The sequence below is a fragment of the Mycobacterium paragordonae genome, from assembly GCF_003614435.1.
GTDB lineage: Bacteria > Actinomycetota > Actinomycetes > Mycobacteriales > Mycobacteriaceae > Mycobacterium > Mycobacterium paragordonae.
Genome location: NZ_CP025546.1, coordinates 5641962 through 5667043 on the forward strand (window position 1 = coordinate 5641962; position 25082 = coordinate 5667043).

The following is a 25082-nucleotide window of genomic DNA, read 5'->3' on the forward strand; positions in this document are numbered from 1 at the left end:
TCGGTCTGGGGCCAGATTCGTTGCCGCAGCAGCGAAGGGACTAGGCCGGGGCGGCGATTCCAGGCTCGCCGAGCACGCCGGAACCGCCGGCTGCACTGTGACCGAAAAGTCCGACGCCGCGCCCGTCGGGGGCGAACAAGCTGTCTCCGCCGCGAAGTGAGTGACCGGCGACGGGAGCGCCGTCACCGTAGAGCCAGCCGCTGCGGTCGCCTTCAGCTACTACCCCACTGGGTTCGGCGTGCGGCACGTGGGCAGGGCTGGCTGCGTGCCCTTCACTGGCGCCCTTGGCAGGCTGCGCGGCGGCCTGGCCGTTCGCGGCGGCGAGACCGGCGCCGCCGAAGAAGCCGGGGACGAATGGTTGCGCCGCACCGGCCGCCGCCACCGACCCGTCGACAGGCGCGGCTGCGGCCTGACTGCTCAATGCGCCCACACCGCCGCCGCCGCCGCTGCCGAAAAGGCCCGCGGCGCTGGCGGGCGCCAGAGCCGTGGCAGCGCGGGTGCCGAATAGCGACGCACCGTGGGCAGCGCCCACGGCGGCACCGACCCGGTTGGCTGCGCCGGCGTTCATCGACTGTGCGGCGGCGGCCGTAGCGACAGCCACATCAGCGGACGGCGCCGCGCCCTGCTGCATCGGCGTCGCGTTGGCCGCTTCGGCACCTGCGTACAGATTGGCGCCGGCGCTCATGAGTTGAACGAACTGCTCGTGGAACATCGCCGCCTGGGCGCTCAGCTGTTGGTAGGCCTGGGCATGCGCGCCGAACATCGCCGCGATCAACGCCGATACGTCGTCAGCCCCAGCCGCCATGACAGCGGATGTGGGCGCCGCAGCCGCCGCGCTGGCCGCGTTGATCGTGGAACCAATGCTCGCCAAATCCGAGGCCGCTGCGGCAACCCACTCAGGACTGGCGAACACATACGACATTCGGCAACCTTTCCCGACCAGTGCTGCGAAGTACTTATCACGTGTTTAGCACGTGGAATCGAATCGTAGCGTGGGAATGGGCACCCGGAGCGCACGTTCTTTTTGCCGATGCGCCCCGAAGCAACGTCAGAGGGTCAGTCCGGGGGTGCCGGCCTTGCCCAGAACCCCGCCGTCACCGGCCGGGCCGGGGTCGCCGGGACCGTGCGTGTTGCCGCCGTTGCCCCCGTTACCGATGAAAGTGGCACTGCCACCACCGCCGCCGTCGCCGCCGAAGGCGCCGTTCAGACCGCCGTCACCGCCATTGCCACCGTTGCCGAACAACAGCCCGCCGTTACCTCCGAAACCGCCCAAGCCGCCGGCCTGACCTTTGTCCGGATCCTGGCTGACGCCGGCATTGCCGGCCTGGCCGCCGTTCCCGCCGTTGCCGAACACTTTGGCGTCGGCACCGAGTCCGGCGTTACCTCCCTGGCCGGCCCAGCCGTAGGCGACGTGCGGGCTCGGTTGCGCCACGTTGCCATGGCCCGCGATACCACCGGTACCACCGTTGCCGCCCGCGCCGCCGTTGCCGAACACCCCGGATTCGCCACCCGCGCCGCCCCAGCCGCCGGCGCCGCCGTTGCCGGAAGTGTTCAAGATGAACGCGTCACCCATATTCCCCCCGTTTCCACCGCTACCGGCGTTGCCACCGACACCACCGTCACCCCAGATCAGGCCGCCGGTGCCGCCCTGGCCGCCCCAGCCGCCGCCGCCTCCGTCGCCGCCACTGTTGGAGCCGGACAGGCCGTTGGCGCCGGTGCCACCGTGGCCACCGGCTCCGCCGTGGCCGAAGAACCCGGCGTTGCCACCGGTGCCACCGGTGCCAGACGACCCGCCGTTGGCGCCTCCGTAGGCAGCCTGGTTGATGTAGCCGCCACCATCACCGCTGTTGCCGCCGGCGCCGCCGTTGCCGTACAACCAGCCGGCCTGGCCGCCATCGCCGCCGTTGCCGCCGAAACCGCCGGTGCCCTCCTGGCCGAATCCCGGATTGGGGCCGATGCTGCTGGTGCCCTGGCCCCCACCGCCGCCGGTGCCGCCGGTTCCGCCGTCGCCGAACAGCAACCCGCCGCGCCCACCGAAGCCCCCGTTGCCGCCGGTGCCGCCGATCTGCCCCACGGCCTGTGCGCCGAACGGGATCGTGGCGTTGCCGCCGAGCCCGCCCGCTGCGCCGGTTCCGCCGGTACCCCAGATCCAGCCGCCGTTCCCGCCGTTGCCGCCGTTGCCGCCGCTGCCGCCGCCCAGGCCCGAGCCGCCGGGGGTCACGCCCGCCCCGCCTGCTCCGCCGCTGCCACCGTTGCCGAACAGGGCCGCGGATCCCCCGTTGCCGCCGCTTTGGCCCGCGGCGCCGGCCGCTCCGTTGCCGCCGTTGCCGAACAGCCAGCCGCCGTCACCGCCGTTACCGCCGGGGGTGGTCGCGTCGGCGCCATTGCCGATCAACGGTCGCCCGGTGAGCGCGACGAACGGATCGGTGGTGGCCGCGGCCGCGAGTGCCTGCAGCGGCGCTGCGTTGAGCGCCTCAGCCGCGGCGTACTGGTTTGCGCCCGCGCTCATCAGCGCCACGAACTGCTGGTGAAACGCGGCGGCCTGGGCGCTGACGAATTGGTAGGCCTGCGCGTGGGAACCGAACAGCGTGGCTATCGCCGCCGAGACCTCGTCGGCGCCGGCGGCCAGGATCGCGGAGGTCGGCAACGCCGCCGCCGAGTTCGCCGAACTGATCGCCGCGCAGATACCGGACAGATCGTCGGCCGCCGCCAATACATATGCGGGAGTTGCGAAAACCCACGACATCACCATCACCTCCCGAACGTCGCGGCAAGGCAACCGCCACGGAGAGCCCCATGTTTGCAAACTCTCGAACGGATGTGCAATAAGGCGCTAGAAGGCCAAAACTCCTGATAGGAACCATTTTTCGATCAGCCGGACGGCCACAGCAGGTAGGTGTCCATGATCCAGCCGTGCCGTGCCCGGGCCTGCGCGCGAGACGTTGCGATCTCGGCCCCCACCGACCCGACGGTGCCCGATACCAGCAGTTCGTCGGCTGTCCCGAGGTAGGCGCCCCACCAGATCCGGGTGTCGGGCGGACAGGACTGGAACGAACAGTCGGCGTCGAGCATCACCACGGCCGCGCCGGCCAGTCCTGCGGCGCGCAATTGACGACCGGTCGTGATCAGAACCGGCGCACCGATGTCGTTGAGCGGAATGCGGTGCCTGGCGGTCAGTGCCTGTATCGCGGTGATCCCGGGGATGACGTCGTAGGTGAAGTCGACCTCGGCGGACACCGCGTCCAGGATGCGCAGCGTGCTGTCGTACAGCGACGGGTCACCCCAGGCCAGGAACGCGCCCACCCCGTCGGCCGGCAGTTCCGCACTGATGGCGTCCGCCCAGACCCGGGCGCGCGCCGCGTGCCAGTCGGTGACCGCCTGCCGGTAATCGCCGCCGGCGGCGCGCTGCGGGTCTTCCAGTTCGACGAACCGGTAACCCGGATCCCGGATGAACCGCTCGCAGATCTGGCGCCGCAACGCCACCAGATCGCTTTTCGCCTCGCCCTTGTCCATCGCGAAGAACACCTGCGTGTCGTTGAGCGCGTTGATCGCCTGGACGGTCACATAGTCGGGGTCGCCGGCTCCGACGCCGATGACGTGGATGTGACGGGTCATGTCGCTCAAGCTAATTGAGAATGCGAGATTTCTACCTGGGACCGCCGGTACCCGGTACCAAGGGTATTGACTAGCCGGTGTGATCTGCCTAACGTTGGAGCTACGCGATCGAAGGGACGGTCAACGATGACCACTGCGGTGCGCCCGGGTGGGCCCAGTCGTGAAGAGTTCTCCGAGCGTCTGCTCAAGGGCTCGGTCAAGAAGTCCTACGAACCTGTCGTCGACATCGACTGGGACGCCCCGCTGGACCCGGACAAGTTCTTCCTGCCACCGCGGCTGGTGTCGCTGTACGGCACCCCGATGTGGGACGAAATGACCCGCGAGCAACAGATCGAACTGTCCCGCCAAGAGCTCGTCAACACGCTCTCGGCCGGCATCTGGTTCGAGAACATGCTCAACCAGTCGTTGCTACGGACCATCCTGCACGAGGATCCGACCAGCCGGTCGACGCACTACAAGCTGACCGAGCTGGGCGACGAAACCCGGCACATGGTCATGTTCGGCAAGGCGATCGAACGCATCGGCGCGAAGCCGGTGCAGCCGAAGCGCTTTCACCGCTACGTCATCAACACGCTGCCGCTGGCGTTCCAGCGTGGTTCGATGCTGTGGGTGGCCGCGCTGATCGGTGAGGAGATCTTCGACTCACTGCAGCGCCAGATGATGGACGACCCGGAGCTTCAGCCGATCATCCAGCGGCTCATGCGAATTCACGTCACCGAGGAAGCCCGCCACATTCAGTTCGCGCGAGACGGCGCGCGCAAGCGGGTGGCCGAAATGCCGCGCCTCAACCGCTGGTTCATGGCCAACATCAACGGCCTCGGCGGGTACTTCTTCAACTACCTGTTCAGCAACCCCGTCCCCTATGCGCGCACCGGGCTGGACCCGATGCGGGCCCGCCGTGCCGCTCGCACCAGCGAGCACCGCCGGGAGGTTCAGGTCGCCGGATTCGCGCCCCTGGCAGCGTTTTTGACCGAAGTAGGGCTGATGGGACGGATTGCCCGCCGGGGCTGGAAGCGCAGCAGGTTTCTGTGACGCATGCGGTGATGATCGTCGGCGCGGGAACATGCGCCGACAGCGTGCGGGACGCCCTGCACGCGTCGGGAGTCGCCGGCATCGAGATCCGCGAGGACGTGCATCGTGCGGTGTTCGACGATGACACCGACAGCTGGGTGCTGCACACCGAAGACGACGACGTCGTCCGGGCCCGGGTGGTGGTCGCCGCGCGGCCGGCGCCCATCGTCCCTTGGATACCAAATCTGGCCGGACGCAATTCCTTTCGCGGTGAATCGATTCACGCAGCACGGTGGGACGACAACTTCCATCCAGCCGGTAAACGCATCGCCGTCGTCGGAACCGACTCGTTCGCCGGCCACCGCCTGGACCGGCTTCGCGAATCGGCAAGGTCGGTAACCGTTTTCCCGCACGCGCCGCGGCGAGTAACCATCGAGATCGAATACTGGCCGACCCGCGCCAGGCGCCGGTTGCTACGCCGCACGCGCAGCGGACCCCAGGTGGCGCCGTCCATCGAGGCGATCACCGGCACCGGCATCCGTACCGTCGACGGCGCCGAGCACCCCGTCGACGCCATCATCTACGGCACCGGCTTCACCATCGAGGATGACCCACCGCTGACCGGCGCCGGTGGTGTGACGCTGCGCCAGGCCTGGACTGACGGCATGGAGCCGTTCTGCGGAGTGGCCGTACGCGGGTTTCCCAACTATTTCTTCGTCGCGGGCCCGGACGAAGGAGCCCAGGCGCGCTACATCGCGCAGTGCGTGGCGTTGATGCACCGCGGCGGCAGTCGCCGCATCGAGGTGCGCCACAGCAGCCAGCAGGTGTACAACGAACGTTCCCAACTCGCTCCGGTTCCACCACCACCGGCGGCATCGGCGTTCGACCTTTCGTCCCACGCGCCGGACTACGAAGACACCTACGACGGCGAGGCGACACTCGAGATCGGCGGCACCCGCCATCCGGTACGCGTGCGACTGGTCGGGCACCTGGACCCGCTCGACGGCAATTACCACTGGCAGGGGACCGTCTTCGACGCCGCGGAACTCTCTCGCGAGCGGGTCGGCACCTTGTCGGTGGGACAGCACAGCGCGCCGGCCCGCATCGTCGAGCGGACGCCCTGGGGCACGCATTCGGTCGCCGGAGTCGGTGCGCCGCCCTACGCCCGACACCGCTGACGGCCGAAAATTGCCGCACCGGTCCCACTCCGGGTGCCGTTAGGCTGGAATCCGGCCGATTTGCAGGTTGACCGCGCGCGCTGAGTGGGTAATACCCCTTTGTGGTCCATCGCGCGGCACTTGGCAGAACGGCGGAAACGGCATGTGCGGCGTGGTGAAAGTTGGCGTATCGCGGCGGCCCGGCCCCCTCCCCGGGCTTCGCCGACGGCGCCGCACTTTCGCAAAACGGTGCGCTTGCCCGAAGATAGATCTTCTTGGCGGCGTTTGACGACGGGGCAGAGGTTCGAGGAGCGGGACATGGAACCGGACGACACGAGCGGACTGGCGTCCCGATGAGCGCGGTCGCCAAGTCCTCCAGCTCGCTGGCTCTGGCATCGCGGACCGAGGATTCGGTGGTCGTGCTGACGGCCGAAGGTGTGCTGGACGTCAAGAACTCCGCCGAGCTGCGCGACGGTATCACCAAGGCGACTCTTGACGTGCCCGCCGCCGTCGTCGTTGATGTCAGCGCACTCGAGGTCCCCGACGAAGCAGCCTGGTCGGCCTTCGTGAGCGCGCGCTGGCAGTTGGACACCCGGCCCGACGTGCCGATCCTCCTGGTTTCTTCCAACCGCGCGGCCAGGGATGCGATCACCCGCTGCGGGGTCGCCCGCTTCATGCCCGTCTACCCGACCGAGAAAGGGGCGATGAAGGGTGTCGCCAAGCTCGGTCGCCGCAAACTGAAGCACGCGCAGGCGAAGCTGCCCGCCAACCTGACCAGCCTGCGCGAGTCGCGCCAGCTGGTCCGCGAATGGCTCACCACCTGGTCCAAGCCCGGGCTCATCCCGGTCGCGCTGGTGGTGGTCAACGTCTTCATCGAGAACGTGCTGGAGCACACCGGCAGCGACCCGGTGATGCGGATCGAGTGCGAAGGCCAGACCGCGACCATCGCCGTGTCCGACGCCAGCGGTGCGCCGGCGTTGCGGCTGTCCTCGCCCTCGAAGGGCATCGATGTCTCCGGGCTGGCCATCGTCGAGGCGCTGTCGCGGGCCTGGGGCAGCACTCCTACCTCATCGGGCAAGACCGTCTGGGCGGTCATCGGGCCGGAGAACCAGCTCTAAACACCCACGTTCTACTGTCGGGGGATCGCCCCTTCGACGAAAGCAGACATGACGTGCGGTTCAGCTACGCCGAGTCGATGACCGACCCGGCTTTCTACATCCCGCTGGCCAAGGCGGCCGAGGCGGCCGGCTACCACAGCATGACGATCGCCGACAGTCTCGCCTACCCCTACGAGTCCGATTCGACGTACCCCTACACACCAGACGGCAACCGCGAGTTTCTCGACGGCAAGGAAATGATCGAAACGTTCGTCCTGACAGCGGCTTTGGGCGCGGTGACGACGACGTTGCGGTTCAACTTCTTCGTCCTCAAGCTACCGGTCCGGCACCCGGCGCTGACGGCCAAGCAGGCCGGTTCGCTCGCCGCGCTGATCGGCAACCGGGTGGGGTTGGGCGTCGGCACCAGCCCGTGGCCAGAAGACTACGAGCTGATGGGTCTGCCCTTTGCCAAGCGGGGCAAGCGAATTGACGAATGCATCGAGATCGTTCAAGGCCTGACCACCGGCGAGTATTTCGAATTCCACGGCGAGTTCTACGACATCCCCAAGACCAAGATGAGCCCGGCACCGTCGCAGCCGATCCCGATCCTGGTGGGCGGACACGCCGACGCGGCGTTGCGCCGCGCCGCTCGTCTGGATGGCTGGATGCACGGCGGTGGCAGCGACCCGGCGGAGCTCGACCGACTTATCGCGCGCGTCAAGCACTTTCGCGCCGAGGAGGGCAAGACCGGTCCGTTCGAGATCCACGTCATCTCCGCGGACTCCTACACCGTCGACGGCATCAAGCGCCTCGAAGACAAGGGCGTCACCGACGTCATCGTGGGCTTCCGCTGGCCCTACATCGAAGGACCCGACCTCGAGCCGCTGGACGTCAAGATCCGCCACCTGGAGAAGTACGCCGACAAAGTGATGTCGAAAGTCTAGTTCTCACAGTGAATCCCACTTCGGGGCGCGCTTCTCGCGGTGCGCCATGGCGGCCTCGGTGGGATTGTTGGTGAAGCCGGTCAGGATCTGGGTGCGGTTCTCGATCTCGATGGCGTGCCGCAAGCTCGGTGCGTCCAGCGCCGCGTTGAGGCCGATCTTGGTCTGCCAGACGCCGAATGCGTTGTTAGCGGCGATCTCACGGGCCTTGGTCAAAGCCGCGGCCATCAGCTCGTCCGGCTTGACCACCTCGTGTACCAGGCCGATGCGATAGGCCTCCTCGGCATCGATGATGCGACCGGTCAACATCAGTTCACGCGCGACGCCGGCGCCGACGATCTTGGGTAGTAGGTAGCTGGTACCCATGTCCATCGACGAGAATCCCGCCTTGATGAACACCGAGCCGAACCGGGCAGTCTCCGACGCGATCCGGATGTCGGCGTGCAGCGCGAACGCCAGCCCGCCTCCGACGGCGACGCCGTTGACCGCGGCGATCACCGGGATGGGCAGCTCGTACATCCGGACGAACAGTTCGGCCAGTCGCACCTGGGCGTCGTAGGTGACCTTGAACGGCGGGGTGGCCGGTTTGACGTCGGTCCAGGCTTCGCCGGTGCCGCTCAGGTCGGCTCCGGCGCAGAACCCGCGTCCGGCTCCGGTCAGGATCGAGACCCGAAAGTCGCCTTGGCTCAACGTATTCAGGGCATCGTCCACGCCGTTGATCAGCGATCCGTCGATGGCGTTCAACAGCCGGGGCCGGTTCAGCGTGATACAGGCGATGTCGTCCTCGAGGGTTTCCAGTGTGACTGCGGGTTCGGGTGCCATACCCGAACGGTAGGCGAGTTCAGCGGACTTGCAGGTAACGGGCTTACGGTGAGTCCATGGCACGCGCCGACGACGACAGCTGGGACCTGGCCAACAGCGTGGGGGCCACGGCGACGATGGTGGCGGCCGCGCGGGCTGCGGCCAGCAGGCGTCGCGGTGCGGTGGTGTGGGATCCGTTCGCCGAGCCGCTGGTACGCGCCGTCGGGCTTGACCTGTTCGTGCGGCTTGCGGCGGGTGAGCTTGACGATGTCGACGCCGCCGGGAACCTGGGCTTTCCCCGGATGATCGATACGTTCGCCGCCCGCGCCAAGTACTTCGACGACTACTTCGCCGAAGCCGGCAGCATGGGCGTGCAGCAGTTCGTCATTCTGGCGTCCGGACTCGATTGCCGCCCCTACCGGCTGCCCTGGCCGGGCCACTGCAGGGTGTTCGAGATCGACCAGCCGGAGGTGATCGAGTTCAAGACGTCGACGCTGCGGGCGCTCGGTGCGAACGCCACCGTCGACCACCGCACAGTCGGCATCGATCTGCGCGACGAATGGCCTGCCGCGCTGTTGGCCGCCGGGTTCGACACCGACCAGCCGACCGCGTGGCTGGCCGAGGGGTTGCTGATCGGCTTCCTACCGCAGGAAGCCGAAATTCGGTTGTTGGACAACGTCATTGCGCTCAGCGACTCGGGCAGCAGGCTGGCCGCCGACTACGGCCAGGTGGCCGGCCGGTCTCCTGCCGACCAGGACCAGGCGCGGCGGATGACCGACCTGTGGCGCGAACTCGGCCTGGATCTCGACATCGCGGACCTGACCTACCCCGGTGAGCACACCGACGTGGCGGCGCACCTGTGGGCGAACCGGTGGAACACCATCACGTCGGACCTGACCGAATTGTTCAGCGCTGCGGGGCTGGCGCCGTTGGGAGACGCGGGAGTCAGTGGGCCGGCGAAGTCGATCGGGTTTGTGCAGGCGTCATCGGGATAGTGGGCGACTCGGCTCCGGTGCCTAGGGCGCAGGCCGAGCAGGAAATGGTCGCGACCGCCACTCCGTGGCCGGGCACAACCGCACCCACATCCAGACTCGACGCAATCCCCGACGGGTCGGGCACACCCGAATAGTTGACAAGTCTCGCCAAACCATCAGTGGAGTTGCAGAGACAGGACTACGCTGATATGCTGGCGACTTTTCTCCGGAGGTCGGACGGGCCCCCAATGGTCGGTATGACGCCTAGGTCATGTCGCGCTGGGAGGTGCCGAATGTCATTCGTGAACGTGTTGCCCGCATTATTGGGAACAGCAGCAACGGATTTGGCGGGGATAGGTTCCGCAGTGAACGCGGCCAACCGGGTGGCCGCCGCCCAGACTTCTTCGGTACTGGCCGCCGCACAAGACGAAGTGTCGGTCGCCGTCGCTGCGCTCTTCGGCGCGCACGGACAGGCCTACCAGTCCGCCGGTGCGCAGGCCGCAGCGTTCCAGAGCGAATTTGTCCACCTCCTGACGGGTGGCGCCGCGTCCTACGCAGCCGCCGAGTCGGCGGCCGCGCAGCCTCTTCAGAGCCTGATCGATGTGATCAACGCCCAGTTCGTCGCGCAGACGGGTCGGCCCTTGATCGGCAACGGCACCAACGGCGCCCCGGGGACCGGGCAGAACGGAACGCCCGGCGGATGGCTGATCGGCAACGGCGGAGCCGGCGGGTCCGGAACGTCGTCGACCACGAACGACGGCGGGAAAGGCGGGGCCGGCGCCGCGGGCGGACTGTTCGGTAGCGGCGGAGCGGGCGGGACCGGTGGGAGTACATCGGCCGCCGGTAAGTCCGGTGGTGCGGGCGGGACCGGTGGCAACGCCATGCTGGTCGGCGCCGGTGGCGCCGGTGCCGCGGGCGGCTCCTCAACCGACGCCGCGGGCTTGAACGGCGGCGCCGGTGGAGCCGGCGGCAATGCCGGCATGCTCTTCGGCGCCGCCGGGAACGGCGGGGCCGGCGGGTTGACATTCGGCGGAGTCACTGCCAAAGGCGGGGCCGGCGGCGCCGGAGGGGCCGGCGGACTGTTTAGCGACGGTGGAGTCGGCGGAGCCGGCGGGTCAGGCTTCACTGGTGCCGGCGGAGCCGGGGGGGCCGGCGGGGCCGGCGGGCTGTTCGCCAACGGTGGGACTGGCGGGTCCGGCGGCAGCGCTGCCACGGCCGCCGGTGCGACCGGCGGGGCCGGCGGGGCCGGCGGCGCCGGCGGGCAGTTCGGTGCCGGTGGTACGGGCGGCAGTGGCGGAGGGGGCGGCACCGGCGGCGACGGCGGGGCCGGCGGCAGCGCTGGCGCACTCGCATTCGGAGCCGCGGGTGGAGCCGGCGGCTCCGGTGGGGAATCTTTCGTCGCCGCCGCGGGCGGAACCGGCGGGGCCGGCGGCAATGCCGGCGCGTTGTTCGGTTCCGGCGGCGCCGGAGGCGCCGGCGGGTTCAGCACTACCAAAGGCGGGACCGGGGGCGCCGGTGGCAATGCCGGCATGCTCAACGGGTCCGGGGGCGCTGGGGGGTCTGGCGGCATCGGTAACACCGTCGCCGGCGGCGTTGGCGGCGCCGGCGGCAAGGGCGCGGTGTTCGGCAACGGGGGTAACGGCGGTAACGGCGGCGCCAGCCAGGCCGGCGCCGGCGGTAACGGCGGGGCCGGCGGCAACGGCGTACTGATCGGCAACGGCGGAAACGGCGGCAGCGGTGCAACGGGCGCAACCCCCGGCAAAGCCGGACTCGGCGGCGTCGGTGGCGTGCTCCTAGGACTCGACGGCTTCAACGCTCCGGTCAGCACCGACCCGCTGCACATCCTGCAGCAGGACGTACTCAATCTGATCAACCAGCCAGTCCAGTCGGCTACCGGTCGCCCCCTGATCGGTAACGGCGCCAACGGAACTCCGGGGACCGGCACTCCCGGCGGCGACGGCGGCTGGTTGTTCGGCAACGGCGGAAACGGCGCGCATGGTGCAACTGCGGCAAACGGCGGCGCCGGCGGGGCAGGAGGGGCCGGCGGGAGCTTGTTCGGCAGCGGCGGCACCGGCGGTGCCGGTGGGATCGGGACGGCCGGTGCCGGCGGCGTCGGCGGGCCCGGCGGTAGCGCCCCGGTCGTCGGCTCCGGCGGTACCGGCGGGACGGGCGGATTCGGCACTACCAAGGGCGGGGTGGGCGGACGCGGCGGCAACGCCGGCGCGTTCTTCGGTGCGGCCGGAACCGGCGGCCACGGCGGCACTCCCGGTGGCGGCGGTGTCGCCGGCGGCGCCGGCGGCACGGGCGGGCTGTTCAGCGACGGCGGGGCCGGCGGTTCTGGCGGGTTCGGAGGGTCTGGCGGGGCCGGCGGGACTGCCTTGCTGTTCGGTGCGGGCGGTACCGGAGGGGCTGGCTCGGCCGGCGGTGCCGGCGGGGCCGGCGGGAATGGCGGCGTGTTCGGCGCCGGCGGAACCGGTGGCTCCGGCGGCGGGTTCATCGCCGGTAACGGCGGCGCCGGCGGCGCCGGCGGCAACGCCGGCTTGCTCTCGTTCGGCGCGGCCGGCGGTGCCGGCGGCAGCGGTGGGGATTCCAACAACCTCGGCGGGGCCGGCGGGGCCGGCGGAGGCGGCGGCGTGCTTTTCGGCTCCGGTGGCGCCGGCGGTAACGGCGGCTGGGGCGGCGCCGGCGGCAACGCCGGGACCGGCGGGACCGGCGGTACCGGCGGTAAGGCCGGTCTCCTGATCGGCAGTGGTGGCGCCGGCGGTATCGGAGGCAGCGCCGGAGGCAATAACGCCGGCACCGGCGGCGCCGGCGGATCAGGCGGCGGATCCGGGGTGTTCGGCAGCGGTGGCGACGGCGGTGCCGGCGGCGATGCCGGAACGACCGGCGGCAACGGCGGAAACGGCGGCAACGCCGTACTGGTCGGCGATGGCGGAAACGGCGGTAACGGCGGAAAGGCTGCGGCCAACGGCAAGGCCGGGACCGGTGGCACCGGCGGACTGCTGCTCGGCAACAACGGGAACAACGGGAAACCGTAGCCCGCCCTCAGCGGTAGGTGCCGATCGGTCCCGGCCGCGGACAGGGCCGTACGGAACCGAGGAAGGTGAACCTTGCCGAATTGTTCACCGCCGCAGGGCTGGGGGCGGCCGGATTCAGTGGGCCGGCAAGGTCGATCGGATTTGTGCAGGCGTCGTCACCCTGACGGCGGATACCAGGCCCCGGTGAGCATCAGGGCCTCATAACCGGTCAGTAAGACGCTCAAGCCCACGTTCGCGGCGATCGGCATGCCGATGGCGTTGATCAGTCCCTGCAACGGCTGGCCGCCGGTCACCTGCGCGATCCCGTCCATGAACAGCTGGACGTCATAGGACGGCAGGGTCGCCACCAGACCAGTGGCGATGTTCACGGTCGGTTGCACCTTGGCAAACGCGGTGTTGAAGTCCGTGTAGGGCTTGAGCAGTGACCCGACGTCGGAGATGAATCCGGCCGGCGAGAGCGGCGGCAGCGGTTGGGTCGCCAACGCCTGCAGGTCGCCGGTGAATGCGCTGATCCCCTGCTGGGTTCCGGCGCTCAATGCGGAGAACACGGACTGCGGCTCGACGGACGGGAACAATCCGAACGGGGTGCGAATGTCGGCCGGACCGGTCGAGTAGCCGTGCGCCACGTCGCCGTAGCCGAGGTTGACCAAAACCCGCAGGTCGGGTTCGATCAGGTCCGCAATTGGATTGCCCAGCAACGGCATTGCGCGCAGTGGCTGCAGCAGAGGCAGGTGCGGGATGGTGATCATCGAGTAAGCGGTGTTGCCCGGATATCCCGGGGATGTCGGGAGCTGCACGATGTTGTACCCGGGCGGCAGCGCCGCCGGGTTCAGACCCGGATAAGTGGGATGCACGTAGTAAAAGCCCGCAACGGCGTTGAGGTCGGCCAACACGTTCAGCGGGTACTGGGGCCAGTCGGCAATGCCGTCGTATTCGAGCGTGTAGATGTGGGTGGGCCAGGGTGTGTTCGACGGTGTCGCGCCATAGAAAGTCTGACCCAGGCTGGGCAACGTCAACCCTGGGAAGCGCGCCAGCAGGCCACCGTTGGGATTCATCGGATCACCCAGTAGCACGAAGCCGAGCTGGGATGCGGTGGGCGGGCTCGGCATCGTCAACAGCTGCTGCATTTCCAGGGACGCGATGATCGCCCCTTGCGAAATGCCCTGCACCACGACGGGTTGTCCGCCAGGCTGGATCAGCCCATGTTGCCCCAGGCCCGTCCCGAGGAGCGTGGTCTGCAGGACGGACAACCCTTGACTCACCGAGTCGTTGAGCGTCAGCACCGTGGTGCCGGTGAGCGGATAAAGACCCGCGGGAGTGAACAGGGCCAGAGCGTTGGTCACACTGCCGCCCGGGAAGTTCGGCAGGATGAAGTTGGCGAAGACGGTGGCCATGTAAGGCGCGCTGGGCACTGGAATGCCACTGCCGGAGATATACACCGAGGTGTAGTTGGCCGGAAAGGTGAACGGTGGCGTCGCTGCCGCTGCCGCGGCGCTGGCCAGCTCCGTCTGCAGATACATGTCGGCGGCGGCCTCCAGCGCCCTCGTGAAACCGGTGTGGAAAACCGTCACCTGCCGCATGACCGCCTGATACTCGTTACCGAACGCGTTGAAAAGCCTTGCCGTCGCTTCGGATATTTCGTCGGCCGCGGTCGCCGATAATCCGGTAATCCATTCTGCCGCCGCTGCATTGACATTGCCCAGAGTTGCGCCCAACCCGGCGATATCGGCGGCCGCCGTTGCCATCAGCTCCGGCTGCACCAGCATGCCGGTCATAACCCGCCCCGTTTCGCGAGCCACTCGGCCTGCATCACAACCAACCCCAGCACTTCCTGCGCCGGCGTTTCGGCATCCAGTTCGCAGTAGCGCTTGTACATGTTGACCACCACTCGCTCGCAGTCCAGCCAGGACGCGTATTCGCCGAGGTCGATGGCATCGATCGCCTCGACGAATGACAATCCCTTCGCATAAAGCGCGTCGGTCTGCTCGGTGATGTATACGAAATAGTCACGGACGGCGCGGATTCCGTCCGGATCGCTGACCGGGCCGTGGCCGGGCACCACGGTTGGCGCATCTAAAGCGATCATGGTGTCGCAGGCCGCAATCCAATTGGCGATCGGGCCGTTCCACACGATCGGCGTGCAACCGATGAACAGCAGGTCGCCGCCGAACAGCACACCCGCATCAGGCACGTGCACCACCGAGTCGGCCGCGGTGTGTGCCGGCCCCAGGTTCAGCAGGTCGACCCTGCGGCCGCCTACATCGATGCTCAGCTCGCGGTCAAACGTCTCGTCGGCGTTGCGGATCTCGATGCCGCGGAAATCGAAGTAGCCGAACCGGTCTCGCACGAATCGCGTCGTCGCCGGACCCAGGTCGGCCACCTGGATCGTGACCAGCTGGTCCGCGGTGGTGTCATGAGCGATCTCTTCGGCGGTGTCGGCAGCGGCGATAATCCGGACACCAGACCCCAGCAACTGATTACCGTGCGTGTGGTCACCGTTGGAGTGGCTGATCAGTGCATCGGTGATGGGCGCTCCATCGGTGATGGGCCGCATGGCGTCCAGCATCTCGCGCGTCAACGGCAAGTCGAACAACGTGTCCACCAACAGCGATGCGCCGTCACCGGTGACCAAACCGGCATTGCTCCAACCGAATCCGCCATCCGGCAGCGTCCATGCCCAGACCCGGTCGCCGACCTCGTGGAGTCCGCGCGTGTAGGGCACCTTGGCCCGCGCCGGGTTGACACGCGGCACCTCGGGGGCCACAGAAGGATTGCGCCGCGGCGCCAACGGAACCGGCGCCGGCGTCGATCGCACGGTTTGCCGGGTCTCCCCCAGCCCTTCGACCTGAAGAGTCACCACGTCGCCGTCGCGCAGCCAGCCCGGGAAGGACTCCGGCTTCGTCAGGTGCTCGACGAGGGTGCAGGTGGGCACCGTGCCGGAGCCGATCACATCGCCGGGCCGCAACGTCACGCCCCGCGAGGCGTAGGAGATAACCTCGCCGAAGCTCCAGTCCATGCTTCCTGTCGATCCGGTCCCGATCACGTTGTCGTTGACCAGCGCCCGGACCTGCAACCCGAGTTTGCCGCCCTGAAAGTAGGGCTCCAACTCATCGGGGGTGACCAGCCAAGGCCCCAGCGTGACCCCGCTGTCCTTCCCCTTGGCCTGCCCGATCCGCAGCTGCCCCTCCAGCATCTGCAGATCCCGCGCCGACCAGTCGTTGAAGATCATGTAGCCGATGATCGCCTGCTCGGCCTGCTCGATCGTCAAGTCGCGACCGGAAATGCCGATGACCGCGGCGATCTCCAATTCGAAGTCCTGCCAAGCACTTCCGGGCGCTGACGGCGCTTCGTCATACGGTCCCAATACCGTTGCCGGACAGGCGAAGTAAAACGCCGGGATGCGGTACCAGGTGTCAGCCAACACCCGGCCGGCGCCGGTCGCTTCCTGGCAGTTGCGCATGTGGTCGAGGAAGCACAGGCTGTCCCGGATCGACGGCGGGCGCGGAATCGGTGCGGCTAAAGTGACATCCGCGAGCGCCACCACCGCGTCCGGCGACGCCAACGCCGCTTCCCCGGCCGCACGCAGCCCGGCAGGCCCTTCACCGATCAGTTCGAGCAGCGTCGTTCCCGGCGCGACGGCAAAGATCTCGTCGCCGGAAAGCACCCCGGTACGTTCGCCCTCGGGACTGCGGTAGGTAACCCATTTCATTCGCGCACCACCTCATTCGGATTCTTGTCGGGCCGTAGCCCACGCCAGCTGGGCTGACGCAGCCGGTTGTCCGGAGTCCACTCGCTGTAGCGCACCTCGCCCACCAACGAAGGCCGCACAAAGGTAACGCCGCGGGCGTCTCGGGCGGGAAGCTTTGTACTGAACGGCGATTCGTCGGTGTGCAGCGGGGCCAGCGTCTTCTTGAGGTTCGCCAGGTCGCGATCGGTGAATCCGGTGCCGACCCGCCCGGCGAACTGCAATCCGTCGGGGCCGGGTATGCCGACGACCAGCGCGCCGATACCGCCGCCGCGGCCGCCCTCTCCCTGCCGCCACCCGCCGATGACGACTTCCTGGGTGTTCCAGTGCTTGTCCTTGATCCAGGACGCCGAGCGCCGGCCGGGCTGATAGGTCGAGTCCCGTTTCTTGGCGACCACGCCCTCCCAACCCTGCTTGGCCGAATACTGCAGTGCCTCGTCACCGTCACCGGGCAGCAGCTCGGGAACGATGAGATCACCTGCCTCGCCCAGGGTTTCCAGCAACCGCCGCCGATCGGAGTACTTGGCCCGCAGCAGCGAGCGGCCGTCCAGGTACAACAGGTCGAACGCCCAGAACTCGATGCGGGTGGCCCGCACCCGGTTCTGCATCTGGTGGAAGCTGGGCACACCGTGCTGGTCGAGCGCCACGACCTCGCCGTCGAGCACCACGTGATGATCGGCGAGATCCGCCGCCACCGAACGTAATTGCGGAAATTCGCCCGTGACGTCGCGCCCACTGCGGGACCGCAGTGCAAGGTCGCCGTGGTCGGCATTGACGAGCAGCCGGTAACCATCCCACTTACCTTCGAACGCCCACGGGCCCTTCTTCAGACCGGTGACCGATCCGTGGGTGGTGAGCATCGGCGCGAGCCCGTCGAAATCGAAGACCTTCTGGTCTTTCATCCGGTGCGCCAGCCATTGGTCACCGTTGGTCTGAATCAGCGCGTAGCGTCCCGAGATCCGGTTGCCGTGCAGGGTGACGATGACCTCCCCTTTTTCCCGCCCCTTTTCCGGCCCGTCGCGGAACTTCTCGGTCTCATAGGTGCCGGCATCCCAGATGATCACCTTGCCCGCACCGTACTCACCTTTGGGGATGGAGCCCTCGAAGCCGGCGTACTCCAGGGGGTGGTCTTCGGTGTGCACGGCCAGGTGGTTGACCGCCGTGGTCTCGGGCAGATTTTTCGGGATCGCCCAGGACACCAACACGCCGTCGCGCTCCAGCCGGAAGTCGTAGTGCAGCCGGCGTGCGTGGTGCTCCTGGATGACGAACGTATTGTCGTGTCCGGTAGCGGGTTTCGCTCTTGGCACCGGCTCGGGAGTCTTGGACGCGTCGCGCATGCTGCGGTACTTGCTCAACCTGTCTGACACGGGGGCATCACGGTCGAGTTCGGCCAGCAGATCACCGTCGCGGGCCACCCGGTCCAGCACCTCGTCGTAGCTGAGTTGGCGCAGATCGGGGTCGTCGAGTTCCTCCCAGGTACGAGGCGCTGCGACCGTCGGATGTTCGCGCCCGCGCAGTGAATACGGCGCGATCGTGGTTTTCGCGCCGTTGTTCTGGCTCCAGTCCACGAACACCTTGCCGGCCCGCAGGCTTTTGGTCATCGTCGAGGTGACCAGCTTCGGCATCGTCTTTTCCAGTTGTTGCGCAACGCGTTTCGCCAGCACGCTGGCGCCGCGGCTACTCACCGGCTCGTCCAGCGGGCTGTAAAGGTGCAGACCCTTACTGCCACTGGTCAGCGGATAGGTCTGCAACCCGATGTCGGCGATCAGGTCCCGCACCTCCCGCGCCACGTCGGCCAGCTGCGCCATCGTCACGCCTTCGCCCGGGTCCAGGTCGAACACCAGCCGGGTCGCCGGGCCCGGCGCAAGGCTTTCCCCGGCCCGGGTCCACTCCGCGACGAATCGCCATTGCGGCACGTGCACTTCCAGTGCCGCCTGCTGCGCAATCCACGCCAGCCCGTCCACGCTGTCGATGATCGGGTACGTGGTGGTTCCGGAGCGGTGGCTGACGCTGGCGCGGGGCAACCAGTCCGGCGCTGAGGAAGCCAGTTGCTTCTCGAAGAACGAGTCGTGGTCCACACCGTTGGGCCAGCGTTTGCGGGTGGCGGGCCGTCCGGCGATGTGCGGCAGCATCACCGCGGCGATACCGGTGTAATAGTCGAAGATGTCGGCCTTGGTGGTCCCGGTGGCCGGGTAGAGCACTTTGTCGGCATTGGTCAGCTTGACCTGCTGCGACGATGACGACGGACCGGCCGTACCCATACGTCTCAACGTAACGTGTCAAGCATGGCGCGTGGGCTGGTCATCGGTGAAGCCCTGATCGACATCGTCGAGGGGCGCTCCGAGCATGTCGGCGGCAGCCCGCTGAACGTCGCCGTCGGCCTGGCGAAGCTGGGCAGAGGTGTCGACTTCCTGACCCACATCGCCGACGACGTCCACGGCCGACAGATCGCTAGCTATCTGAAAAGTGCTGGCGTGCAACTGGTTCCGGGCAGCACCGATGCCGAGCACACCCCCACCGCGGTAGCCACCCTGGCGGACGACGGCTCGGCCACCTACGAGTTCGACCTGGACTGGCGACTCTCCGGCACCCCGCCCGTCCCGCCGCCGCTGTTCGTGCACACCGGATCCATCGCCGCCGTACGCGAGCCGGGCTGCCTGGCCGTCGCGGCACTGCTGGACGCCTACCGGGTGTCGGCGACCATCACCTTCGACCCCAACGTGCGCCCGTCGCTGATCGTCGACCGCGACCAGGCACGCGAACGCATCGACAAGCTGGTGGCCCGCGCCGACGTCGTCAAGGTTAGCGACGAGGACCTGCGCTGGCTGATGCCCGAGCGGGCGCCGCTCGACACGGCGCGCAGCTGGCTGGCCTGCGGACCTGCGATCGTGGCCGTCACGCAGGGCAGTCAGGGAGCGTCGGCCTTCTGCGCGGCCGGTGACACGGCGGTGCCCGCCAGGCCGGTCGACGTCGTCGACACCGTCGGCGCCGGCGACGCGTTCATGGTCGGACTGCTCGACACACTCTGGGAACTGGACCTGCTGGGTGGCGGCCGGCGCAACCACCTACGCCGGATCGGGCTGCACACTCTGGCGTCGGCACTCGACGTCGCGACGACGGCGTCTGCGCTGACGGTCTCGCGCGCCGGTGCCGACCTACCAGACCGGGCCGCGCTGCAGGCAAGCACGTCCGGCCCGGCGGTGTCACCGGGTTAGCCGGATACACACGGGGCATACTGACAAAATGCGCTCCATCTGGAAGGGCTCGATCGCTTTCGGGCTCGTGAACGTGCCGGTCAAGGTGTACAGCGCCACCCAGGACCACGACATCAAGTTCCACCAGGTGCACGACAAGGACAACGGACGCATCCGCTACAAACGCGTGTGCGAGGTGTGCGGAGAGGTCGTCGAATACAGTCACATCGCCCGGGCTTTCGAATCCGACGACGGCAAGAGCGTGATCATCACCGACGACGACATCGCCACCCTGCCCGAGGAACGCAGCCGGGAGATCGAAGTGCTGGAGTTCGTTCCGGCCAGCGAGGTCGACCCGATGCTGTTCGACCGCAGCTACTTCCTGGAGCCGGATTCGAAATCCTCCAAATCGTATGTGCTGCTGGCCAAGACGCTCGCCGAGACGGATCGCATGGCGATCGTGCACTTTTCCCTGCGCAACAAGACCCGGCTGGCTGCCTTACGGGTCAAGGATTTCGGCAAGCGCGACGTGATGGTGATTCATACCCTGTTGTGGCCGGACGAAATCCGTGACCCGGACTTCCCGGTGCTGGACAAGGAAGTGGAGATCAAACCGGCCGAGCTGAAGATGGCGGGCCAGGTGGTCGAGTCGATGGCCGACGACTTCGACCCGGACCGCTACCACGACACCTACCAGGAACAGTTGCAGGAACTGGTCGACGCCAAACTCGAAGGCGAAGAAGCGTTTACGGTCGAGGAGCAACCGACCGAACTCGACGAGACCGAAGATGTCTCCGATCTGCTCGCCAAACTCGAGGCCAGCGTGAAAGCGCGCTCGGGCGCGACGAAGGAGTCGGCCAAGAAGGAACCGGCCGACAAAGAACCGGCGAAAAAGGAACCAGCCAAGAAGGCACCCGCCAAAGCGGCGAAGAAAACGCCGGCCAAGAAAGCTCCGGCCAAGAAGTCTGCGGCCAAGAAGGCCGGCACCAAAGCCACCAGCAAATGAGCGTCCGGAGTAGGCTCATCGTGCTGCCGACCCCTCGAGGAGTTGCCGTGAAGTCCACTCGAACTCGCGTCGCGCTCAGCCTGCTGGTTGCCAGCGCACTGGTGTTGTCGGGATGTGGCGGCAATTCCGGGAAATCGGCGTCGTCGTCATCGAGTGCCGCACCCGTCGTCCCGGTCAACTGCGGCGGCAAGAAGAAGATCCTCGCCGGCGGCTCCACCGCACAGAAGAACGCGATGGAACAGTTCGTCTACTCCTACATTCACGCCTGCCCAGGCCACACCCTGGACTACGCCGCCAACGGCTCGGGCGCCGGCATGAAGGCCTTTCTCGGCAACGAAACAGACTTCGCCGGCTCCGACTCCCCGATGAATCCCGACAAGGGCGAACCGGACCGGGCCCGCGAGCGGTGCGGCTCGCCGGCATGGGACATTCCCGTCGTCTTCGGCCCGATCGCGGTGACCTACAACATCAACGGGGTCAATGCGCTGAGCCTGGACGGACCCACCATCGCCAAGATCTTCAACGGCGCGATCACCAAATGGGACGACCCGGCCATCAAAGCCCTGAACCAGAGCACCAACCTGCCGCCCACGCCGATCCACGTCGTGTTCCGCGGCGACCAGTCCGGCACCACCGACAACTTCCAGCGCTATCTCGATGCCGCCTCCAACGGCGCCTGGGGCAAAGGCGCGGGACAGGCGTTCAACGGGGGTGTCGGTGAAGGCGCTGCCGGCAACGACGGCACGTCACAGGCCATGAAACGAACCGACGGGTCAATTACCTACAACGAATGGTCTTTCGCGGTGGGGCACCAGTTGAACATGGCCCAGGTCATCACCTCGGCCGGCCCGCAGGCGGTGTCGATCAGTGCCGAGACGGTGGGCAAGACGATCGCCGGGGCCACCTTCAAACCCGGCAGCGATACCAACGACCTGATTGTCGACACCTCGTCCTTCTACAAGCCGACTCAGTCCGGCGCCTACCCGATCGTGTTGGTCACCTACGAGATCGTCTGCTCCAAATATCCAGACACCCCGACGGGTCAGGCGGTTAAGGCGTTCATGCAAGCCACAATTGGCGACGGCCAGGTCGGCTTGGATGAGTACGGATACATCCCACTGCCGAATTCGTTCCAATCCAAATTGGTGCCGGTCGTCAACGCAATCACGTGACCGGCGGCCGCCGGGACACGTTGCGTCACCAACGGTTCCACCGCGGGCCGTGACTGTCATTGGCCAGCAACGGATTTCGACGCGTACAATCTGTCGGCAACAAGCCGGTCCCAGGGCGCACCGTTACTCACTCGTGATTCAAAATTCATGCTGAGTCGCCGGATTTTGTTGTGTGCCTCCTCTAGGAGGATTTACCGTGTGTTAACCAACAGTTTCAGCGCGACCGCGCCGGTGGCGTCGGGCGAAGGGAGCATCGACGGTGACCAACACCGGGTCGGAATCGCGGGTTGGGTCACGCTTTGGGCCCTACCTACTTGTGCGTCTGATCGGACGCGGCGGCATGGGCGAGGTCTACGAGGCTGAAGACACCCGCAAGCAACGCGTGGTGGCACTCAAGCTCATCTCGACCCAGTACTCGAACAACCCGGTTTTCCGGTCCCGGATGCAGCGCGAAGCCGACATCGCCGGCCGGTTGACCGAGCCGCACATCGTGCCGATTCATGACTACGGCGAACTCGAGGGACACTTCTATGTGGAGATGCGCCTGATCGACGGCGTGTCGCTACGGTCCATGTTGACGCAGTTCGGGCCGATGAGCCCGGCTCGGACGGTGGCCATCGTCCGGCAGGTCGCGGCGGCGCTCGACGCCGCGCACGCCAGCGGCATCACCCACCGTGACGTCAAGCCGGAGAACATCCTGATCGCCCAGAACGACTTCGCCTATCTGGTCGATTTCGGAATTGCTAAAGCGGCGCACGACCCCAATCTGACGCAGAGCGGGATGGCCGTCGGGACCTACAACTACATGGCTCCCGAGCGGTTCACCGGCGACGAAGTCACGTATCGGGCCGACATCTACGCGCTGGCCTGCGTGCTGGGCGAGTGTCTGACCGGGGCACCGCCCTACCGTGCGGACAGCGTCGAGCGCCTGATCGCTTCGCACCTGATGGAGCCGATCCCGCGACCGAGCGTGATCCGGCCGGGCCAGGTACCCGCAGCGCTCGACAACGTGATCGCCAAGGGCATGGCGAAGAACCCCAATGACCGCTACATGACCGCCGGCGATCTGGCCATCGCCGCGCATGAGGCGCTCAGCACGCCTGATCAGCGCCAGGAGGCCACCATCCTGCGCCGGGGCGACAACGAGACGTTGATGCTTCCTGCAGTTGATCCCGGTGCGGGCGGTTGGTCGAGCCAGGGCGGTTCTGGTTCCTACCCGAGCAGCCCCGCGACGATGCGGGCACCGGTTCCGCCCTTCCGCACGGGCGACGAGACGATGGCGCAACCACTGCCCTCAAACACGGGCGGCTGGCGGGAGAGGCCGCAGAGCACCTCCGATCAGTTCACCCAGGCCGCCCCGATTCCCGCCGCGGGGTGGGCCAGTCACCCCGGCGTCGCCAATCCCTCGGGACCGGTCCCCATGGGCCCCCCGCCCTACCAACAGCATTCCCAACCACACCCGACCACGCCCCCGGCACCGCCACCGAAGCCGAAGAAGTCACGCAAGGCGCTGATCATCGGAGCGGCGGCCGCGGCCGTGCTGCTGGTCGTGATCGCTGCCACCGCGTTCTTCCTCACCCGGCCCGACGGCAACGGGTCGTCGACGCAGAACGCGTCCGGACAGCAGGTGATGCCGTTCAACGGCCTGAACTTCCGCTTCGCCCCGGGCGGGGTCGCGGTCGACCCCAGCGGCACCGTATACGTCACCAACCAGACCATGTACGGCCGCGTGATAACGCTGCCGGACGGATCCACATCGCCGACGGTCAAGCCGTTCAACGGACTGTACGAACCGCAGGGCATCGCCGTGGACGGCGCCGGCAAGATCTACGTCAGCGACTTCAACAACCGGGTGGTAGCGCTGGCGGGCGGGTCCAACAACCAGGTGGTGCTGCCCTTCAACGGGCTCAACTACCCCGAGGGTGTCGCGGTGGACCCGCAGGGCAACGTCTACGTCGCCGACCGTGGCAACAACCGGGTGCTCAAGCTGGCGGCGGGCAGCAACACGCAGACCGAGTTGCCGTTCAACGGCCTAAAGAACCCCGACGGGGTGGCCGTGGACAGCGACGGCAACATCTACGTCACCGACACCGACAACAACCGGGTGCTTAAGCTGGATGCCGGGACCAGCAACCAGTCCGAGCTGCCTTTCACCGGCATGAGCGCGCCGTGGGGCATCACCGTCGACGGGGCCGGCAACGTCTACGTCACCGAGCACGACAACAACGTGGTGGCAAAGTTGCCGGCCGGCGCGACCGCCTCGGTCGAACTGCCGTTCAACGGCCTGAACACCCCGTTGTCGGTGGCCGTTGACAAGAAGGGCAGCGTCTACGTCGCCGACCGCGGCAATGGCCGGGTGTTGCGCCTTCCGCCCGGCTCGTGACCCGGCACGTCCCGCTCGTGAGCCGGGTCACCGACTCTTGAGCCGGGTCAGCGCCGCCGGGTAGCCAGGAACCGCATCCCCGCCGCCGACAGGTTGATGACGGCGACCATGATGATCAGGGTCAGCGCCGCTCCCCAGACGCGCAGGAATCCAGCGTGTTCGGGGTTGGTGAGTTCGGTGTAGATCAGCAGCGGCAGCGAAGCCATGTTGCCGTTGAAAATGTCGTAGTTGATCGATCGGCTGTAACCCACCAGCACCAGCACCGGCGCGGTCTCACCGATCACCCGGGCGACCGCGAGCAACACCCCGGAGATGATGCCCGGCGTCGCGATGGGCGCCACGATCCGCACGATCGTCTTCCACTTGGGAACGCCCAGCGCATAACTCGCTTCGCGTAACTCGTCGGGTACCAGCCGCAGCATCTCCTCGGTGGAGCGCACCACCACCGGCAACATCAGCAGCACCAGCGCCAACGACACCGCGAAGGCGCTCTGCTGCAACCCGAGCGTGGCGATCCAGAGGCTGAAGATGAACAGGGCGGCCACGATCGACGGCACCCCGGCCAGCACGTCCACCATGAACGTCGTCACCCGCGCCAGCCGGCTGGTCCCGTATTCGACCAGATAAACCGCGGTCATCAGCCCCAGCGGCACCGCGATGACCGCCGCCACGCCGGCCTGCACCACAGTCCCGTACAGGGCCTGGTACACCCCGCCGGTGAACTCCTCGGGCAGCACGCCCCGCAGCGAGTGCGTCCACCAGTCCATCTGCACGACCGCATGCCAGCCGCGCGCGATCACCACCGCCAGCAGCCAGACCAACGGCACCAACGCGATCAGAAACGACGCTACGAAGAAGCCGGTCGCGACGTTGTTCGTGATCCGGCGACGCAGGCTGAGGTGGCGGTACAGCATCGCCTTGACCGGCTGTTCGAGCGCGGTGGCACTG

The 25082-nt window shown here is 67.6% G+C and carries 17 protein-coding genes and 3 pseudogenes; 12 read left to right on the forward strand and 8 right to left on the reverse strand.

Going from position 1 to position 25082, the window contains the following annotated elements; translation table 11 throughout:
- Positions 1–621 precede the first annotated feature (621 nt).
- The 3 genes and pseudogenes from C0J29_RS34855 to cobF all read right to left on the reverse strand — a co-directional run.
- Positions 622–922 (reverse strand): annotated as a pseudogene (locus tag C0J29_RS34855) (PE family protein); the annotation flags it as partial.
- 126 nt (positions 923–1048) lie between these two features.
- A complete protein-coding gene (locus C0J29_RS25155; protein ID WP_120794962.1) occupies positions 1049–2746 on the reverse strand; it encodes a PE family protein in 1698 nt (565 codons plus the stop codon).
- 125 nt (positions 2747–2871) lie between these two features.
- Positions 2872–3615 carry a precorrin-6A synthase (deacetylating) gene (gene cobF / locus C0J29_RS25160; protein WP_120793911.1) on the reverse strand — a complete coding sequence of 248 codons (744 nt, stop codon included), beginning with the start codon at positions 3613–3615 and terminating at the stop codon, positions 2872–2874.
- A gap of 126 nt (positions 3616–3741) precedes the next feature.
- Between cobF and C0J29_RS25165 the strand changes: the two genes are divergently transcribed.
- The 4 genes from C0J29_RS25165 to C0J29_RS25180 all read left to right on the forward strand — a co-directional run bounded on the left by C0J29_RS25165 (position 3742) and on the right by C0J29_RS25180 (position 7824).
- Positions 3742–4647, forward strand: coding sequence for an AurF N-oxygenase family protein (locus tag C0J29_RS25165; RefSeq protein ID WP_065045487.1), 906 nt, complete (start codon positions 3742–3744; stop codon positions 4645–4647).
- 11 nt (positions 4648–4658) lie between these two features.
- Entirely contained in the window at positions 4659–5804 is a 1146-nt protein-coding gene (locus C0J29_RS25170; RefSeq protein ID WP_120794963.1) for a DUF4873 domain-containing protein, read from the forward strand.
- A 332-nt stretch (positions 5805–6136) separates the two neighbouring features.
- Positions 6137–6901, forward strand: a complete 765-nt coding sequence (locus C0J29_RS25175) for an STAS domain-containing protein (RefSeq protein ID WP_120793912.1) — start codon at positions 6137–6139, stop codon at positions 6899–6901.
- A 53-nt stretch (positions 6902–6954) separates the two neighbouring features.
- The gene (locus C0J29_RS25180) at positions 6955–7824 is read left to right on the forward strand and encodes an LLM class flavin-dependent oxidoreductase (protein ID WP_120793913.1); all 870 of its coding nucleotides are present in this window, start codon (positions 6955–6957) and stop codon (positions 7822–7824) included.
- Positions 7825–7827: 3 nt separating this feature from the next.
- Here the strand turns inward: C0J29_RS25180 and C0J29_RS25185 are convergent, their stop codons facing one another.
- On the reverse strand, positions 7828–8643 hold the full coding sequence (locus C0J29_RS25185) for an enoyl-CoA hydratase/isomerase family protein (RefSeq protein ID WP_120793914.1): 816 nt from the start codon (positions 8641–8643) through the stop codon (positions 7828–7830).
- A 56-nt stretch (positions 8644–8699) separates the two neighbouring features.
- On the opposite strand from C0J29_RS25185, the gene C0J29_RS25190 reads away from it, so the two are divergent.
- The 4 genes and pseudogenes from C0J29_RS25190 to C0J29_RS34870 all read left to right on the forward strand — a co-directional run bounded on the left by C0J29_RS25190 (position 8700) and on the right by C0J29_RS34870 (position 12634).
- Entirely contained in the window at positions 8700–9617 is a 918-nt protein-coding gene (locus tag C0J29_RS25190; RefSeq protein ID WP_120793915.1) for a class I SAM-dependent methyltransferase, read from the forward strand.
- A gap of 272 nt (positions 9618–9889) precedes the next feature.
- Positions 9890–10108 (forward strand): annotated as a pseudogene (locus C0J29_RS34860) (PE family protein); the annotation flags it as partial.
- Positions 10109–11467: 1359 nt separating this feature from the next.
- Positions 11468–11560 (forward strand): annotated as a pseudogene (locus C0J29_RS34865) (PE family protein); the annotation flags it as partial.
- Positions 11561–11563: 3 nt separating this feature from the next.
- On the forward strand, positions 11564–12634 hold the full coding sequence (locus tag C0J29_RS34870; protein WP_425272135.1) for a hypothetical protein: 1071 nt from the start codon (positions 11564–11566) through the stop codon (positions 12632–12634).
- A gap of 155 nt (positions 12635–12789) precedes the next feature.
- On the opposite strand, the gene C0J29_RS25200 is transcribed toward C0J29_RS34870, so the two are convergent.
- The 3 genes from C0J29_RS25200 to C0J29_RS25210 are packed head-to-tail and all read right to left on the reverse strand — an operon-like array spanning position 12790 to position 18640.
- Positions 12790–14409: a PE family protein gene (locus C0J29_RS25200; RefSeq protein WP_120793917.1), complete on the reverse strand. Its 1620-nt coding sequence runs from the start codon at positions 14407–14409 to the stop codon at positions 12790–12792.
- Positions 14406–16343: a fumarylacetoacetate hydrolase family protein gene (locus C0J29_RS25205; RefSeq protein WP_120793918.1), complete on the reverse strand. Its 1938-nt coding sequence runs from the start codon at positions 16341–16343 to the stop codon at positions 14406–14408. Before C0J29_RS25205 ends, C0J29_RS25200 begins: the two co-directional genes overlap by 4 nt.
- Entirely contained in the window at positions 16340–18640 is a 2301-nt protein-coding gene (locus tag C0J29_RS25210; protein ID WP_120793919.1) for an ATP-dependent DNA ligase, read from the reverse strand. The genes C0J29_RS25205 and C0J29_RS25210 overlap by 4 nt, the downstream gene beginning before the upstream one ends.
- 24 nt (positions 18641–18664) lie before the next feature.
- On the opposite strand from C0J29_RS25210, the gene C0J29_RS25215 reads away from it, so the two are divergent.
- From C0J29_RS25215 to C0J29_RS25230, 4 genes are all read left to right on the forward strand, one after another.
- Complete coding sequence (locus tag C0J29_RS25215; RefSeq protein ID WP_065045479.1) at positions 18665–19594, forward strand: carbohydrate kinase family protein; 930 nt, start codon at positions 18665–18667, stop codon at positions 19592–19594.
- A gap of 28 nt (positions 19595–19622) precedes the next feature.
- Positions 19623–20579 carry a non-homologous end joining protein Ku gene (ku, locus tag C0J29_RS25220; protein WP_065045478.1) on the forward strand — a complete coding sequence of 319 codons (957 nt, stop codon included), beginning with the start codon at positions 19623–19625 and terminating at the stop codon, positions 20577–20579.
- A 47-nt stretch (positions 20580–20626) separates the two neighbouring features.
- Positions 20627–21751, forward strand: a complete 1125-nt coding sequence (gene pstS, locus C0J29_RS25225) for a phosphate ABC transporter substrate-binding protein PstS (protein WP_065045477.1) — start codon at positions 20627–20629, stop codon at positions 21749–21751.
- Between the two features lie 259 nt (positions 21752–22010).
- The gene (locus C0J29_RS25230) at positions 22011–24134 is read left to right on the forward strand and encodes a serine/threonine-protein kinase PknD (RefSeq protein ID WP_065045476.1); all 2124 of its coding nucleotides are present in this window, start codon (positions 22011–22013) and stop codon (positions 24132–24134) included.
- Between the two features lie 47 nt (positions 24135–24181).
- Here C0J29_RS25230 and pstA read toward each other — a convergent pair whose 3' ends face one another.
- A complete protein-coding gene (gene pstA / locus C0J29_RS25235) occupies positions 24182–25048 on the reverse strand; it encodes a phosphate ABC transporter permease PstA (protein WP_120794964.1) in 867 nt (288 codons plus the stop codon).
- Positions 25049–25082 lie beyond the last annotated feature (34 nt).